General features: G+C 57.0%; 13 protein-coding genes. All 13 read right to left on the reverse strand.

Going from position 1 to position 15,448, the window contains the following annotated elements:
- Positions 1-253: 253 nt before the first annotated feature.
- Positions 254-853, reverse strand: a complete 600-nt coding sequence (cas4, locus tag L6R21_24615; GenBank protein MCK6562395.1) for a CRISPR-associated protein Cas4 — start codon at positions 851-853, stop codon at positions 254-256.
- A gap of 86 nt (positions 854-939) precedes the next feature.
- Positions 940-1,230 carry a CRISPR-associated endonuclease Cas2 gene (gene cas2, locus L6R21_24620; protein MCK6562396.1) on the reverse strand — a complete coding sequence of 97 codons (291 nt, stop codon included), beginning with the start codon at positions 1,228-1,230 and terminating at the stop codon, positions 940-942.
- Positions 1,231-1,299: 69 nt separating this feature from the next.
- On the reverse strand, positions 1,300-2,364 hold the full coding sequence (gene cas1 / locus L6R21_24625) for a CRISPR-associated endonuclease Cas1 (protein MCK6562397.1): 1,065 nt from the start codon (positions 2,362-2,364) through the stop codon (positions 1,300-1,302).
- Positions 2,365-2,744: 380 nt separating this feature from the next.
- Positions 2,745-5,249 (reverse strand): CRISPR-associated helicase Cas3', encoded by a 2,505-nt coding sequence (gene cas3 / locus L6R21_24630; GenBank protein ID MCK6562398.1) that lies wholly within the window; start codon positions 5,247-5,249, stop codon positions 2,745-2,747.
- Between the two features lie 81 nt (positions 5,250-5,330).
- Entirely contained in the window at positions 5,331-6,104 is a 774-nt protein-coding gene (cas5, locus tag L6R21_24635; GenBank protein ID MCK6562399.1) for a CRISPR-associated protein Cas5, read from the reverse strand.
- A gap of 170 nt (positions 6,105-6,274) precedes the next feature.
- Positions 6,275-7,183 carry a type I-B CRISPR-associated protein Cas7/Cst2/DevR gene (cas7i, locus tag L6R21_24640; protein ID MCK6562400.1) on the reverse strand — a complete coding sequence of 303 codons (909 nt, stop codon included), beginning with the start codon at positions 7,181-7,183 and terminating at the stop codon, positions 6,275-6,277.
- A 2-nt stretch (positions 7,184-7,185) separates the two neighbouring features.
- Positions 7,186-9,021, reverse strand: a complete 1,836-nt coding sequence (locus L6R21_24645) for a hypothetical protein (protein MCK6562401.1) — start codon at positions 9,019-9,021, stop codon at positions 7,186-7,188.
- 257 nt (positions 9,022-9,278) lie between these two features.
- The gene (locus tag L6R21_24650; protein ID MCK6562402.1) at positions 9,279-9,965 is read right to left on the reverse strand and encodes a hypothetical protein; all 687 of its coding nucleotides are present in this window, start codon (positions 9,963-9,965) and stop codon (positions 9,279-9,281) included.
- 270 nt (positions 9,966-10,235) lie between these two features.
- A complete protein-coding gene (locus L6R21_24655; protein ID MCK6562403.1) occupies positions 10,236-11,171 on the reverse strand; it encodes a WYL domain-containing protein in 936 nt (311 codons plus the stop codon).
- Between the two features lie 465 nt (positions 11,172-11,636).
- Positions 11,637-12,275 (reverse strand): O-methyltransferase, encoded by a 639-nt coding sequence (locus L6R21_24660; protein MCK6562404.1) that lies wholly within the window; start codon positions 12,273-12,275, stop codon positions 11,637-11,639.
- 144 nt (positions 12,276-12,419) lie between these two features.
- Positions 12,420-14,504: a carboxy terminal-processing peptidase gene (locus tag L6R21_24665; GenBank protein MCK6562405.1), complete on the reverse strand. Its 2,085-nt coding sequence runs from the start codon at positions 14,502-14,504 to the stop codon at positions 12,420-12,422.
- 73 nt (positions 14,505-14,577) lie between these two features.
- A complete protein-coding gene (locus L6R21_24670) occupies positions 14,578-14,880 on the reverse strand; it encodes a glutaredoxin family protein (protein ID MCK6562406.1) in 303 nt (100 codons plus the stop codon).
- A gap of 8 nt (positions 14,881-14,888) precedes the next feature.
- Positions 14,889-15,428 carry a DUF255 domain-containing protein gene (locus L6R21_24675; protein ID MCK6562407.1) on the reverse strand — a complete coding sequence of 180 codons (540 nt, stop codon included), beginning with the start codon at positions 15,426-15,428 and terminating at the stop codon, positions 14,889-14,891.
- Between the last annotated feature and the right edge of the window lie 20 nt (positions 15,429-15,448).

Here is a 15,448-nt window from a genome sequence, read left to right on the forward strand (position 1 = left end):
CGACACTGCAAAACAAATTCGCCTCATCAATCACAAGAACGTTTCAATCCTTGTTTTGATGGAAGGGGCTCACCGACTGCTCTGGCTCCAGCAAATCCCTGTTTTTTCGCCTCTAAACCTCCAAGTTTGCGCCGGCAAATGTGGTTCTTTACTCCGCCATTCTGTCACAAATAACCCCTCAACCGCACTCGTCCGCAGCAATCTCATCGGGCTCAACTCCTGTTCTGGCGGCAGCTTACCGCCGGCGGCCATGTTATACGCAGATATTTCGATAGCAGCAATCCACACAGCGGCTTTTGTGGGGCGTGCGCCGCGGCAAAAATCCAGTGCGCGAAATATCAAGAATCGCGGCCAGAATGTCAATCGCTTTTTCGAAATCATTCGTGGCAATGTCCACCGGCACCACCAGATTTTGGCTGCGGGTGTAAACCAGGAAACCGCGCTGCACCGGCTTGCCATAATTCTCCCGAAGCAGCAGGCCGTAGAGCACGAGCTGCATGCGGTAGCCCGCGTACAGCCGGTTTTTCCATTCGGCAAATTTATAATCCAGCGGCGCCAGGCTGCCGTCGGCCAGGGTGAGCACCTCATCCACCTGGCCGCGCAGGTGATAGCGCGGCGCAGAAAGGTAGACTTCAAACTCGCGCTTGACTACCCCCAGCTTCTTGCGCAAGTAGGCGCGGTTGCGAATTTGCTTCTGCCGGTGCACCTGCCGGCCCTGCACGACTTTGAAGCGCTTTGCCTCCTGTTGGGAAATGCCCAGTACATTCATGAAATAAATGTAGCGCGGGCAAAACAGGTATTCGAGTACCTCCGAAGGAGTGATGGTGACGCTGTCGCTTTCGAGCGTGGGCATGGGTGCTGCCTGCTGCAAGGTTGGTGGGGGAGATTCCTGGAGCGCGGGATGGTCACGCCCGCCTGTGCCAGGCCGGCAGTCTGCGCTCACAGGAACAACTCCCGAATTTCATTGGTGACCAGTTTTTTGTCAAACGCCTCGCCGAGCAGCCGCACTTTGGAGAAATCTTCCTTGCACATCGGAAAAATGTAAACCCGGTCGGTCTCCTCGTCGATGAGCGACTTGATTTTCAAGCCCAGTTCGTCGATTTCATTGGCGTTCAAATCGCCGAGAAAGACGGAATATTGCACGCGCATGATGCCGGCGCGCTGGCAGGTTTTGGCGACTTGCGTGCGCGGCTTGTCTTTGACGATGTCGTAGATGACCCAGGTGAGCATGCAAGTTGCAAGTTTGCAAGGGGCAAGTTCTTCTTTGTCTCCCCATTCCCCCATCCCGTTCATCTCCCATCATTCCGTTTCCGGTTCGCGTTCCAAATCGATCTTGAGCAGCTCCTGTGCGAAGGCTTGACAGTCGAACTGAATGATATTGCGCCGACTGATATTGCGGCCCTGGTGGCGGAGTGCGGCGTCCAGGCGCTCGTTGAATGCGGCGATCACCACTTGCTTGCCTTCTTTATTGAGCGTCATGCCGTTTTGAATTTTGTCGAACATCTCTTTTTTCACCTGGCGCTGGCTGAAAAGATAGACGGTGGTTTCTTCGGCCCAGATACGATAGGGCTCGATGAGGTCGAAGACCAGCGACTTTTTGTTGTAATTGTCGGCATGAAAGAAACCGAGATAGGGCTCGAGTCCGGCGAGCATGCAGCCGCGCTCGACCAGGCCATAGAGCACGCCGTAGCAGTAGTTGAGGATGCAATTAAACTCGTCTTTCGCGGGCTGGCGCGAGCGGCCGTGAAAGGGAAATTGTTCCGGCTGCACGAAGCTGAGTGCCTCGAAGTAAATGCGGCCGGCAGTGCCTTCGAGTCCGCGCAGGGAGTCGGCGGCGAGGGGCAAGGGGCAAGGCGCAAGGGGCAAATTGGAGGTGTTGGCCGAATCGGCTTGAGTAGGAGTGCTTTCATTTTTGATGTCAACGATTTTCAGCTTGTCGCGAATGACTTGGATTTGGCTGATATAAACGCCGAGCTGCTCCTGCTTGGCCGGGCGCTTGTTGGCGAGGGTGGTGAGAAAGTCGATTTGGTTGTCGAGCTTCTGCTGCACCCAGCGCATCGCATAGCCGAGGCCTTCGCTGCTGGTGCTGGCGACAAGCTGGCCGCGGCGAATGCGGGTGGTGGAGCCGAGCTTGGCATGCCAGAGCCGGCCAAACGGCGCGCCAAACTTGTCGAGAAACACGACGTCGATATTGTTCTCGACCGCGAGCTGCAAGGCCGCGGAGCTGAGCTTCACCGCCGAGCTGATGAGCATGCTCTCGACTTTCTTGGGCGAGACGAGCTTGCTTTCGTCTTCGACGGTGATGTGAAAGCAGCCGTCACGGATGCGCAGGTAGGCGCCGGGGCTGTTGAGAACGAGTTGCATGGGAGGCAAATGGCAAGGGGCAAGATGCAAGAAAGCAAACAGTTAAAATTGGTCTGTGCCGCAGCACCTTGGGAGGTGCCGGGTTTCAATTCTTGTTTTGGACGGCATTATCCTTCCGCTCGTTCCATCTCTCAATCTCCATCCTTGTTATGATCGAAATCAGCTCTACTTCCTAAAGTGACGCCCCAGTTCCGTGTTTTAATGCACTTTGTGCCTTGACGAGTGTGCCAACTGGTTAAGGGAGTCGCAATCCGGCATGGCGCGGCCGAAAGGAGGTGATGCCCTCTGAAACTATAGCGTAGCCCGTGGCTGAAGCTTGCGCAGGCTCGCTACGGGCCTTGTGGGGCAGTGCCGACGCTGCCCCTTTGTTTTTCAATCACTCAAAAAATCTCGGTGTGTTTGAGGCTCTCTTGCGCCGGTTTGGGCAATTGCAAACCCATTACTTCGTCGTAGGGTAAATCGACCCAGTAAAAGGACTCCAGCTTTTTTCCTTCGAATTCCAGTGGCATGGCGTTGCCCTGGCTGTGCAGGAGCTTGCGGCGCCAAAAGGGGATTTCGACGCTGTACATGGCGCGTTTGACGGGACTGGCAAAAAACTCGCGTTGCTCTTTCTTGCTGAAGCCGTACCAAATTCTTTGTGGAATGACCGGCACGCGCTCTTCTTTGATCCAGCGGGTTTCCAATTTTTCATCTTCGGCGCCGTGATCGAAAACATAACCCAGGCGGTGTTGTTGATGCTTGAAATCGCGTTCGGCTTCCTGATATTGCGATTGTGAGGAGAGATTGGTGGCGGCATACACTTCATTTACCCAATCCAGCAAATCCTGCTCGCTCATGCGACGCGGCGGCGTGAGCCGTTGCGACAGCGTTGCGGCGCTGCGCACGAGGATTTTGTCGACGCCGAATTTTTCCTGATAAACCTTGTGCGAAACCTCGTCGGCTGCCAACACGGTAATGGTGGCATTTTGCTTTTTGCGGGCGCGATTGCAGCGACCGGCGCGCTGCACCATGGCATCCGGCGGGCACAGCTCGCTGACGAGGTGATCGTAATCGATATCGAGACTAACCTCGACGATTTGCGTGGCGACCAGGCTGGTTTTGCTGCTGCTTTTTTCCGCTTTGAAAATGTCCTTTTCAATTTCGCGGCGATCTTTCTGCATGAATGCGGAGTGCAGCAGACGCACTGGCGCGTCGAACTCGCGCAATTGTTCGAATGTTTCCTGCGCGCCGCGCACGGTGTTGCGCACGATGAGAAAGCGCTCGCCCTGCATCCGGCGCGCGATTTTTCGCAGGAAGGATTTATCCGAGAAATCCGTATTGCCATGAAACTGCCATTGACCGCGCGCTTCGGCAAGCAGGCTGTGGTCTTGCACCTGCTGTGTTGCCGGAAACCAGTTTTCAAAAAGCCGGCGCAGCGGTTGCGGAAAAGTTGCCGAGAGCGCCAACACCGGCACGTGCAGCAAACGCAATTGCGGCGCAAATGCGCCGAGCAAACCCAGCGTGTACGGATCGAAGGCGTGCAGCTCATCGAGAATCACGGCAGATTGCGCCAGCGCATGATTGCGAAACACCCAATATTTACCGTGCAATCCGGCGAGGAGAAGTTGATCCAAAGTCGCGACCGTGATGGGAGGAAAGAAAGCGGCTTCGGACAGCACGTTTTGGCGCACCTCGCCATTATCTTCTTCGGACTCCCCTTCATTATCTTCGCGCAGCAGCTTGGCTTTGCTGTGGGCCAATCCGACGAGCGCCATTCCGAAAAGATCACTCAAGCGTTTGTGGATGGCATTGGCCGTGGTGGTCGTGGGCAGCAGATAGAGAATTTTGGAAAGATGCGGATGGTGGCGCATGCGGTTGAGCGCCCAAAGTATTGCGGCTTCGGTTTTGCCGCTACCCGTGGGCGCAATGCAATAGGCATAATCGTCCAAACCGGCTACGTGCTGTTGAAATTCGCGCCAGGAAATGTTGGCTGACTTGCTCGCCGCCGCGCTTTTCTTGGCGGTTTCGAGTTTTTCTTTCAGCCAGGTTTGCGGTTGATCTTGCGATTGAACCGGCGAAGCCGGCAGCTTGCCGAGGCCGTAGATTTCGCGGCGTTCCGCCGACGCCCACCAGTCACAAATTTGCAGATGCGCTTTGAAACTGGCGCCAAACCAACGGAGCAGAAAGCGCGCTTCGGGTGAATTGAAGTTTTGCAGGCTTTCGCGCAGCTTGTCTTTGCGGTCGACAAATTTGCCTGCCAAGCCATCTTGCGCCCATTTCGCACCTTCTTCCCAAAATCTCAACGGCAAATCGCGGCACGATTTCATGTCGTCGGTGAGATATGCGCTCACCCAATCCCATGCTTTGTTCTGCAATTGCGCCGGCTGCAACACGCCAAAAGCAGGTTTGAAGAGACGGGTGCGCTCGCGCTCGAACAACGTGTTGTCCAGCCGTTTGTGATGGCCCATCACCGCCACGGCTTCCCAGGGCAAATCGCACGGCAACGGGTTCATTGCTTGGGAGAGACGTTGCGCCAGGATCGCGGTGAAGGGCAAGCTCAGCAACTCGTGGCGAAAGTGCCAGTCGCGATTGACTGGTTTGTCATCGCGCGCGGCGCACATGTAAAGATGAAAGCCTTGATTGAGCTTGCCGATGTCATGCGTGGCGCAAGCCAGGCGCAGGCCGGCGTCGACACGCTTCATGAATGCCGGCAAATCCGCCGCAAACAGGCGCTGCGCAATCAGCAGCGTTCCGAGATGCGACCAATAATCTTGCGTCTGCGGCCACAATTCGAGATGTGCCTCCAGCACGCGCTGCACGTGTTGTCGATAGGTTTGGCGCGGCTTGGCGAGGGGTTCCTCGCTTGCGGGGAGAATCCAGAAATTCATATAATAGCTTCTCGCCATAAGCGTAGTCCTCGCCCCTTGTGGGCGAATGGTGTAGTCACGGAATTTTGCGGTGTGACTACGACCCACAAGGGGTCGCGACTACGAAGAACTGAACAGCCATTTGTCAAACGGCCCGAGCCACGGCAAGGCCAAAGCCTCGCCGGAGGGCCCGAGCTCGGTCTGCACACATGGGATTGGCTCCTGCAACTTCACGCTCGTCGTTAAGAAAGTGAACGGCGCGAAGGCCGCGGGCAAGCGCTCGCCTTTCTTGCCGATTTGCCAGGCGAGCGGCAGGTTCCAGCTATTGGGGCCAGCCACGGTTTCGAGCAGTGAGGTGTTTTTTAATGCTTCGGCTTCGATTTTGGCTTTGCCCCAGAGCGAGCCGGGCGCAATGCAATGATGCAAACGAACCGCCGGTTGCAGCGGCAGTTCATCCACAAACTCGGCGCGCATGACGGCAAGCAGATCGGCCGGCCCGGCGGAAATCGGATAATGCGGTGCATTCACCGCCTCGTGTAAAACCCGATCTTGTTCCGCCGTCGCGCATTGCACGACGATGCGACAGATGAGATCGACGTGCAATTCACGCAACAAGATGGTAGAGAATTCATTCGGTTTGATTTTGCCGCCGGCGCCGACTTTGCGGATGGTCATCAGCTCGTTGCCGCCGCCGTTGTATTTGCCGCCGATGCCGAGTCTGGGCTGGGCTTGCCGCAGCCAATGGTCGATGCCGGTTTCGTCCAAACCCATGGCCGCGCCGAGCATGCCGAGCACCGTCGTTGGGGGCGGCAACGGAAAACTGCGGTGATAATTGTGGTGCAACGGAATACGGAAACACGCCATGGGCGCGGAGAAATCTATGATGATGGGCATAACGTTCTCGTCAAATTATTGGTTCGTAGTAACTCCTTGAGGAGTCAACGCGTCTGGACGGGAGAATGCCTGAAGGCACCACTACGAACGCTTGATGTTCGTAATAACTCCTTGAGGAGTCAATTCGTCAGCACGAGAGGATGCCTAAAGGCATTACTACGAGCCATTATTCACTCAAACAATTTCGTCGTGATCCAGCCCGACATCTTCTCAAAAGCCTCGCCAACGGTCACCGGCTCGCATTCTTTGGGAATGAAGGGGCGATACTTTTCCGTGCCGCCAAAAATCTTCGAGACGATGATGTCTTTGCGGTCCGTCGCCGCTTCGGCCAAACCGTTGAGATTGAGCTTGCCGTCGCTGCCGATGAAAACTGCTTCGAGAAAGAGCGGCACTTTGGCGGTCATCAACGCGGCCGCCACGATTTTGGGCGTAAGATCGCCGAGAAAGCGGCTTTGCCGGCCCGAGAGCCAAAGATCGCGCGTGGCTTTCAACAACTTCTGAACGCGATCGACGCGCTTTTCAGGCTGGTCTTCTTTTCCTTTGGCATAGCCTTCATCGCAACCAATGCGATCCAACTCAACGAGCAACGTGCCACGGTAGAGGCCGCCGTCGATCTCCGTTTCAAACAAATTAGGTTTGCCGTCCACATCCATTTTTGAAAAGTTGGCGCCAAAATCGGTTTCGCCCTGCCACGGCGTAAGGCTCATCATGGGCGCGACGCGCACCGGCGCGGTGCGTTTGTTGGCGCTTTCCGCCTGGCCTTTGCGGGCGATCATGAAGCCGAAAAGATCGTCGTCGATGAACTCGGCCGGTTTGCCTTGGGTATGCGCGGTCTGTTTAGTGTCCTGACCTTCTTCCACATGCACCAGGCTCAGTTTTTCGCCCATGTCTTCCAGACGGTCACGCAACGCGCGGCGCACGGCCTGGCCGGAGATGTAAATGTATTGGCCGTCCTGGCGGGTGATTTTTTTCAAGCTTACGAGATTATCAGCTTCCTTGTCGCCGGCGTTGAAGGAGGCGAGGCTGGCTTCCGCAAGCCAGGTGATGGTGAGGCAATTGGGTTTTGCGGTGGGTTTCATGTTCAGGCTCCTTGTTTGGATTTGGCAAAACTCATTTTGTTGAATTTGTTCAGCGCGCTCAACAGACAAAAGCCGCGGAACTCATCGTAATTTTTTGGCGCCAGCAGGCCGGTGGTCAGTTCCTCCGGCACGGTGAGGCCAAAACGCTCTTGCAGCGTGTTGATCTCGCGCAGAAAATCCGGCAGCGTGAGCGCGCGGCGCAGCTTGTAGAGGCGGTTCTTGCGGCCATTGTCGTGTTGGTGCACGACGATGGCGACGTGCTCGCCCAACTCTTTCGCAGCTTTCAAGAATTGATCACGATTTTCGATCATGTCTTTGCTCCAAAATAATGGTTCGTAGATTTCGGCAAATTTTAGCAGCTCGGAAATCGATGCGGTTTTGCCCGACTCGCGGTTGATGGAGAACGCGTGTGTGACCAAAACCGGCAGCACGCGCTTTTTGCCGAGCAGATGGCGCAGCACCAACCGTCGCGTCAACAATGCCGGTGGTGTGCCGTCCTGGCCGCCGCGCTTGGTGTGTCGGGTCGGATCCCACAACTGCTGCAAAAAGCGGCTGAAGTTGAGTTGGACTTGCTGCCAATGCCGATCGTCGTTCTCTTCTGCATTTTCATTCAAAACGATTTCTTTTGCGTTGGGGTCGCGCACGTACATGCGGCTAAACAAACGCAAAAGATAAATGGGGTCTTGAAAAACCTCGCCGTGCTTGATGTCCCACTTGGCGCCTTTGTGTGCTTCGATCAAGAGAAACGCGGTAGGTGCGCCGTTGTTGATTTCTTCCGGCAAGGTGAAGAATTCGTAATCGCTGAAATTCTCCAGGGGCTCATCGTTGCGTGCTTGCAGGGTGAGATGAAAGAGCCGCTCGAAAAAGGCAATGAAGCGTTCTTCTGGCTCTTTAGAGAAGCGCAGGGCTTTGAGCTTGATCTCGAAATTGCCCTGCAAGCTCGGGTCCTCGTGGAGCATGGTTTGAAGATAGCGCACATTGCGCTGCAGGATTGTCAGGTCGCTGGCCACCGGCAGCGCGCCGATTAAATGTGGATCGCCGTGTCCGCCCTGCCAGAATGCGGCCACAGGCGCGAAGAGAGAAATGTAGGCTGTTTTCCAACCCACTTTTTCATTACCGCCCCAATCAGGAGTGAAATTGACATGACCGCTTTTGCCGACAGTGAAAGGGAAATTTTTCCCGTCGATATCAGAGAGAGCGCCGACTGCTTCTCCGGAAATACTGCACACGCCTTTGGTTTTGGCATCGACGGCCCACAGGTCAATATCAGGAATGCGCAAATTGGGCCGACCCCAGAGCATAACTTTGGTGCCGCTTTTCGGACGCGCTTTGTCCTTTTGCCACAAGCCAGATTCCAACAGAAAGCTGTCGAGCAGACTTTGCAGATCGCTTTTGAGGCCAGCTTTCTTTGCCCATTCGCGCGCTTGCGCCGGATCAAGCCGGGAAGTCTCCTGTCCCGTTTTGCCGTCACGATCTTTTTTTGAATCCCATGCCGGTCCTTCGTAGTCACGTGCCGCTGCATCGAACAACAGTGCAGCCAGGCCTTTGGGCAGAGATTTGCCAAAGCGTTGAAACTTGCGCTTATCCGGATCAAAGAAATAACCCGAAGATTCTTCCTGTTGTTTGGCGCTCGAGGCATTGTACCACTCTTCAACGAGCCGGCGGAATTGCGTTTCCAAAATGGCTTTGAGCGCCTCTTCTTCACCTTCCAGTTCGAGACGATCCGGCAACACGCGCAATGCCACCGCGGCCGGCACCTCAAGTTCGACGAATTGCGCAAACCCGATCATGCCGGCGTCAACCCACGGGTTGTGCGTTTGAGGAAATTTGAGAATCATCGCTTTTTCTCCTTAGTGAAAACCCGACGCCTAAAGGCGAAACTACGAACTTATTCCCGTAGCGCAGGTTTGCAGCCTGCGAGCGAGAACAACTTGGCAGCTTGCGCTACAAGGCCTTCATCGGCATGATAGTTTTTCCAAAGTAGTGCTCCTGTGATATACAACCTACCCCTGACAACTGCCGTCAGTTGAGTTATCCGCAACACCTCTGGCGAAGAATCGTCGGGTTGCCAATGCTGCCACGTTCCAACGCTCCGTCACTCCATTCTCTGGGTAATCACCACCCCATTCCCCCGGCTGGATTGCTTGCCGAGGCCCCACAGCGGCGGGGCGGAAAAGGTGATCTCGCCGTTGGCGGCGAAGCCGAGCAGCAGGCCGCTCTCCTCCTGCTTGGCGCGCACCGGCTCGGCGTGCCAGTTCTCGATACGGGCCTGCAATTGGGCGAGAATGCTGAGACCCAGGCCTTTGGCAAAACTGAGAACGTTGCCAATGAGAATGCGCTCGAGCAATTGCCGGATCGCGATGGTCTGGTCGTCGTCCCGAAAAAGGCGATAAAGCCTGTAATTGTCTTCATTGAGCGCAAGCCAGGGCGTGGCAAAGTGAAAACGACGCGGGGCGCTGAAGTCCGGTTCGTAAATTTCAGAAATCACGCGAACGTCCTTGAATTCGACCGGGGCATGATTCAGCACAAGCCGGCGCGGCGGCTCCAGCGCTGCCAAGAGTTCCGCCCCAACGCCGAGACCCACGGCCATGGGAATGCCGTTGATGACCTTGTATTGCACCAGCGGATGCTGATAAAGATACTGCCGGCCGAGGTGTTGGTGCATGATCGACCAATCGCGATAGAGGCTGGCAATTGCCCCGCGTACTTGATGCGCCTGAAAACGGCCGGGCGTCTCGGGCAGCAACTCCCAGCGCAGGTAGGGGATGATGGGGGTGATCATGTTTTGGGATCCTTTTTTTAGTGGAAATGTGACCTCGCAAGAGGGCGATGGCTTCCCGCCTGAGAATTTACCGCGCCCAGAACCGCCAATCAGTCCGCCGTGCGCCGCTGCTCGGGCGATTTCGACAGGGCGCTGGTTGGAGAAAACATAGGGAGAACCTCAGAGAAAGACACGCTTGACAACGTTGTCGCAATATAGTCTTCCCCCCTGACAACTACGGTCAGTCTTCTTTGCAGAGCGCATGGCGCAGAGGGCATAGCGCAACGAATGCTATGCGCTATGCACTTTGCGCTCTGCGACGTACATCTGCAAGCCCTCCCGCAGCATCGCCACCGCTTTCTCCCGCAGCGCTTGCGGCTCGAGGATTTCCGCCTCGCCGCCAAAGCCGAGAATCCAGCGCAGCCAGAGAATTTCACCCTGGATGGTCTTGTCGAGAATCAGCGCGCCGTGTTCTGCGCGCATTTCCGCGGGCGGGAAGCGGCCGTCTTTCTTCACGATTTCCCTGGCCAGGCCGGTGAAGCGCACGCGCAGGCGTTGCGGCGCATCGACGACGGCGCCGAACGCGCCGCGAAAATATTCGTCAGGATCGAACGGCCGCGGCGTGAACGTTTCTTTTTCGATCCGCAGTTTATCGATGCGGTCCAGGCGGTAGGTGCGAAAAGCATTGCGCTTGAAGCTCCACGCCACGAGATACCAGGCGCGATCCATGAAGCGGAGGTGATACGGCTCCAGGCGCAGGTCTTTTTCATCTTCGTCGGCGAGCTTGCGGTATTTGACGAAGGTCACCAGCCGGTGCTCGTCAATCGCCCGTTGCAGCCGCGCAAAGACACCGGCTTTGAGCGGCCCGGCTTTCGCCGTTTCGAGCGCAATGCCGCTGCTTTCCACCGGTTGCTCGAGCAACTTGTTGAGCACGCCGTTGGCAATTTCTTCGAGTTCTTTGTCGAGATGGAGCGGCAGATGGCGCAGCGCCAGGGTGACCACCAGTTGCTCGGCGCGGGTGAGATTGAGCTGCGGCAGCACGTCTTCCGCGATGACCTGATAGCCGCCGTTGCAGGCGAGCGTGACGCCCATTTCACCCAGGGCCTGCAGATCCCGGTAAATCGTGCGCTCATCGACGTCGCACATTCGAGCCAGCCGGGACGCCGTCATCATGCGTTTGTCGCGGCACAGTTTCCAGATTTTGAGGATTCTGATTGATTTTTGCATGGCGAGCATCTCCTGGAATTATCCTTGGCGAATTCGTGTCACCCAACGGGAGTACGCCCCTCTTCGCTACCCCTGCAATCCGCCGGGAGGTTCAAGGACATGAGTGAGACATCGAAAAAGCCGTTTCGTGCCACGGATTCCAGCCGTGGAGCTGTTGGATGGCCGGTGCTGCCCGATGTGGCGCAAGCTGGAAATCCGCACCTTTTTGTATAGTTGTCGAAATAGCTTGAAAAAACAGGGGAAGGTCCCGGCGCAAGTATATAGAAATTCCGCAGAAGTTCGCAAGCGATTTGTTGAATTGCGGACCGGCGAGCGCTGGTGAGGCGATTGAAAACCGCGGTGAGCAGGAAGCAGCCTGGAAATTGAAAAAGCCACGGTGCAACCGTGGCAGAACAAGGGGGACGTTGCTGTTCAAGGAGGGGCAAGCAGGTTGAGCGTAGCACGCTTGCATGAGCTGCCGGCGCGTTATGCGTTCTGCGGGATTTTCCAACTCACCGCCAAACCATCGCGCACGGGCAGGATGGTGGTCCACAGTGTGGGGGTGTGGAAGGCGGTTTGATTGTAAGCGATGATGCCGCGGGTGCCGCGATCGGGATGCTCCTGCGTCACGCGGCCGTGGAACAGGGCGTTGTCGCTGATCAGCACGCCGCCGGGCCGCAACTTGGGGAGCGCGATTGCCAGCGCGCGCGGGTAATCCTCCTTGTCGACATCGTTGAAGATGAGATCAAACGGCCCCTCGGCGTTGTGCAGCAGCTTGAGCGCATCGCCGGTTTGCAATTGCACTTTGGGCAACAGTCCGCCGGCTTTGAGATAATCTTCGGCGAGATCAACATTGTTTTGCGAAGCTTCGGAGCAAATGAGCTTGCCGTCCTCCGGCAGGGCCAGCGCCAGCCAAAAGGCGGAATAGCCAAAGCCGGATCCCATTTCGAAAACACGGCGCGCGTTGATGAGCTTGACATATTGATACAACACCCGGCCGGCTTGCGGACCAATGATCGGAAAGTTGCGCGTGCGGGCGAGGGCTTCCATCTCCAGCAATTTGGGATGGCGTTCCGGGAGGAGGGCGTCGAGGTAACGGTTGATTCCGGGGGAAATGATTTCCATGTTGTCATTCCGTGGCGTCATTCAGGTGTTGCAGTCAGGCTTTCTGCGATTGAATGCCGGATATCCGGCCAGGCAAGAAAAAAATCGGGCACAGAAATGCTTCCGTGCCCGATTCGAAATGAAACGCTTCCAGTCTGGCCGAGCTTATTGCTCAACCACTTTGCCGTGATACTGCGGCTGGGAGAGCAGCAGCAAATCCATCACGATATGCGCGCTTTCCTCGAGTTGCGGGTCCGGCGCGTTTTCGATGGTCGGAACTTTCTCGCCTTTTTTCAGCGGCGGCAGGTCGCGCAGCGCGCGCCGTCGGTTGACCAGCGCCAGTTCTTCGTCTTCCTGGGCTTCGCGCTCGCGCAGGCGCCGGCTCTCCTGCAGCGAAATGGTGGTCTTGGCGCGTTCACGCTGATAGCGTTCGATTTCTTCTTCCATCAGCCGGAACTCGGGATTTTTGGCGGTGCGTTGCTGCGAGCGTGTGCGCAACTGGGGCAGGAACTGCGCCACCACGTTCCAGCGGCTGAAACCGGTGGGCTGGATTTGATCCCAGGGCAGGGCGTTGCGTTCCGCGCTTTCGCCGGTTTCACTGTCTCCCGGGTCGCCGGGGAAGATCAGGTCCGGCGTCACGCCCTTGTGTTGCGTGGTGCCGCCGGCGATGCGATAGAATTTGGCGGTGGTGAGCTTGACCTGGCCGAGTTTGGCCTCCGCCGAGGGAATGAAGCGATCCAGGCTGATGAGTTGCTGCACTGTGCCCTTGCCGAAGGTTTGGCTGCCGATCACCAGGCCGCGATCATAATCTTGAATCGCGGCGGCAAAAATCTCGGAAGCGGAGGCGCTGCGGCGATTGACCAGCACTGCCAACGGCCCGTCATATGCCACTTCGTTGTCGTGATCCTTGAGCACTTTCACCGAGCCGTCGCTGTTGCGCACCTGCACCACCGGGCCGTTGTCGATGAACAGGCCGGTCAGCTCGACCGCCTCCTGCAGGGCACCGCCGCTGTTGTAGCGCAGATCAATGATCAAGCCGTCGATATTCGCTTTCTTCAGTTCTTCGATCTTCTGACGGACGTCGCGCGTGGTGCTCTTGTAGTCCTTTTCATCGCGCGCCTGCGCCGCCATGTCGGAATAGAATGTCGGCAGACTGATGATGCCGATGCGATAAGCGTGGCCTTCATGGGTGATTTCCAGGGTGTCGCTTTTGGCTTCGCGGTCGGTAAGCACGATCTTGTCGCGCACCAGGGTGAGTTTCTTCGGCGGACTGCCGGCCGACGCCTCGGCGGGAATGATTTCCAGGCGCACGGTGGTGCCCTTTTCGCCGCGAATCATTTGCACCACGTCATCCAGCCGCATGCCGACCACGTCGACCATCTTGCCGTCGCTGCCCTGGCCCACGCTCACGATCTTGTCGTTCGGCCACAGCTCCCGGCTGCGATCGGCCGGGCCGCCGGGCAGAATGCGCACCACCACGGTGTGTTCGCCCTCGGTGGTCAACTGCGCGCCGATGCCCTGCAGCGACAGGCTCATTTGAATGCCGAAATTCTCCGAGGCGATGGGCGACATGTAAGAGGTGTGGGGATCGTAGGCCTCGGAGATCGCATTCATGAAAATCTGAAACACGTCTTCTGAAGTATTCTGGTTGACGCGTTTTTGGAAATTGGTGTAACGGCTGGTGAGCGTGCCGGTGATGCCGGCGGCATCCTTGCCCGCGAGTTTCAGGTTCAAGGCCTCGCTCTTCAGGCGCAGCCGCCAGATCTCATTCAGTTCGGCCGTGGTTTTGGGCCACGGCGCGGCGCTGCGATCGGGCTGGTAGGACTCCTCAACGCTGAAGTCGAATTTCTGATGGGCGGGATTGAGGGCAAAGGCGATGCGGTCATCCACGCGATGGATGAAGGTGTTGTAGATCGCGAAGGCCGGCTGCAATTGCCCGCTGTTGACCGCTTCATCGAGCTGGTAGCGGTATTTCTCGAAAGCCGCGAGGTCGGAGGCCAGAAAGAAGCTGCGATTGGGATCGAGCGCCTGCAGGTAGTAGTCGAACGAATGGCTGGAAGCCGAATCATCGATCATCATTTGGCGATAATGATGATAGCTGAACAAGCGTGCAATCACTTTGCTGACCACAGGATGCTGCCGCTCCGGCAGCAGGTCTGCCGCCCAGGCGAGGCTCGCGTAAATGACGGTCCAACCCAGCCAAAAGATCATGTTCATGGTTCCAACCACGTGTCGAGAAGTTCTGTTCATGCTGCATTCGTCCTTTCAAGTGCAAAGCCGCTGCCGCTGGTGCTGGGAGAGACTTCGCCTTCGGGTAAAACGTTCATCGGCTCGCCCTGAGCTTTTGCAGGAAGGCCCTTTCTTCCACGCGATACTTGCAGGCGAGGCGGCCGTTGATCCACACCAGCGGAATGCGCGTGCCATATTCCGCCAGCAGCCGCGCATCGGCGCTGATGTCGACCTCACGCAGCGCAAAGCCATGCCGGCGCTGCAGCCGCCGGAGTTGCGCTTTCGCCTCCTCGCAAAGATGGCACTCCGGTTTGCCGTATACTTCGACCACGACCCCGGCGGCGTTGTGGCGCCGCAGCCCCCGGCGTGCCGCCCAGTTTTTGAGAAAAGCGAACACGCCGCGCCTCAACTCTTGCGCTGGTTCAAGAATTCCTCATACTTCATGCTTTTGTAATGGCCTTCTGCCAGGAATTCGAGAATCGGGAGAAACTGGTCCGGCGCGATGAAACCCGAAACCAGCGTGAGGAACTCGCCCTCCGGGCTGATGAAAACAGTGGCAGGATAACCGCGCACGCCGAACGCCAGGGCCAGTTGCTGGTAGGTCAGGCTCCGATCTTTGTAACGCGTCAGCGCACCGGATTCGGCATTGACTTTCGCCATCACCAGCCGCGCCTTGGCATACTTGACCACCTCGGCGTTGGCATAGGTGTCGCGATCCATCACCTTGCACCAACCGCACCAATCCGTGTAGAAATCGACCACCAACAACCGCCGTTCTTTCTTAGCGGTGGCAACGGCTTTCTCAAACTCGAGCCAGGCGATGCCGTCCTTCTTGTCCTTTTCATCTGCCACCAGCAGCGAGGCAGTCAGGGTCAGCAGGCTGAGCGTGAGGCCGGTGCGCGCCCGGCTGCGCCGTGAGGAAGTTTTCATTTGCGTGGTGGACATGATTGCTTCTCGCTGTTCAA

It is taken from the genome of bacterium (genome assembly GCA_023150945.1).
GTDB lineage: Bacteria > Zhuqueibacterota > Zhuqueibacteria > Zhuqueibacterales > Zhuqueibacteraceae > Coneutiohabitans.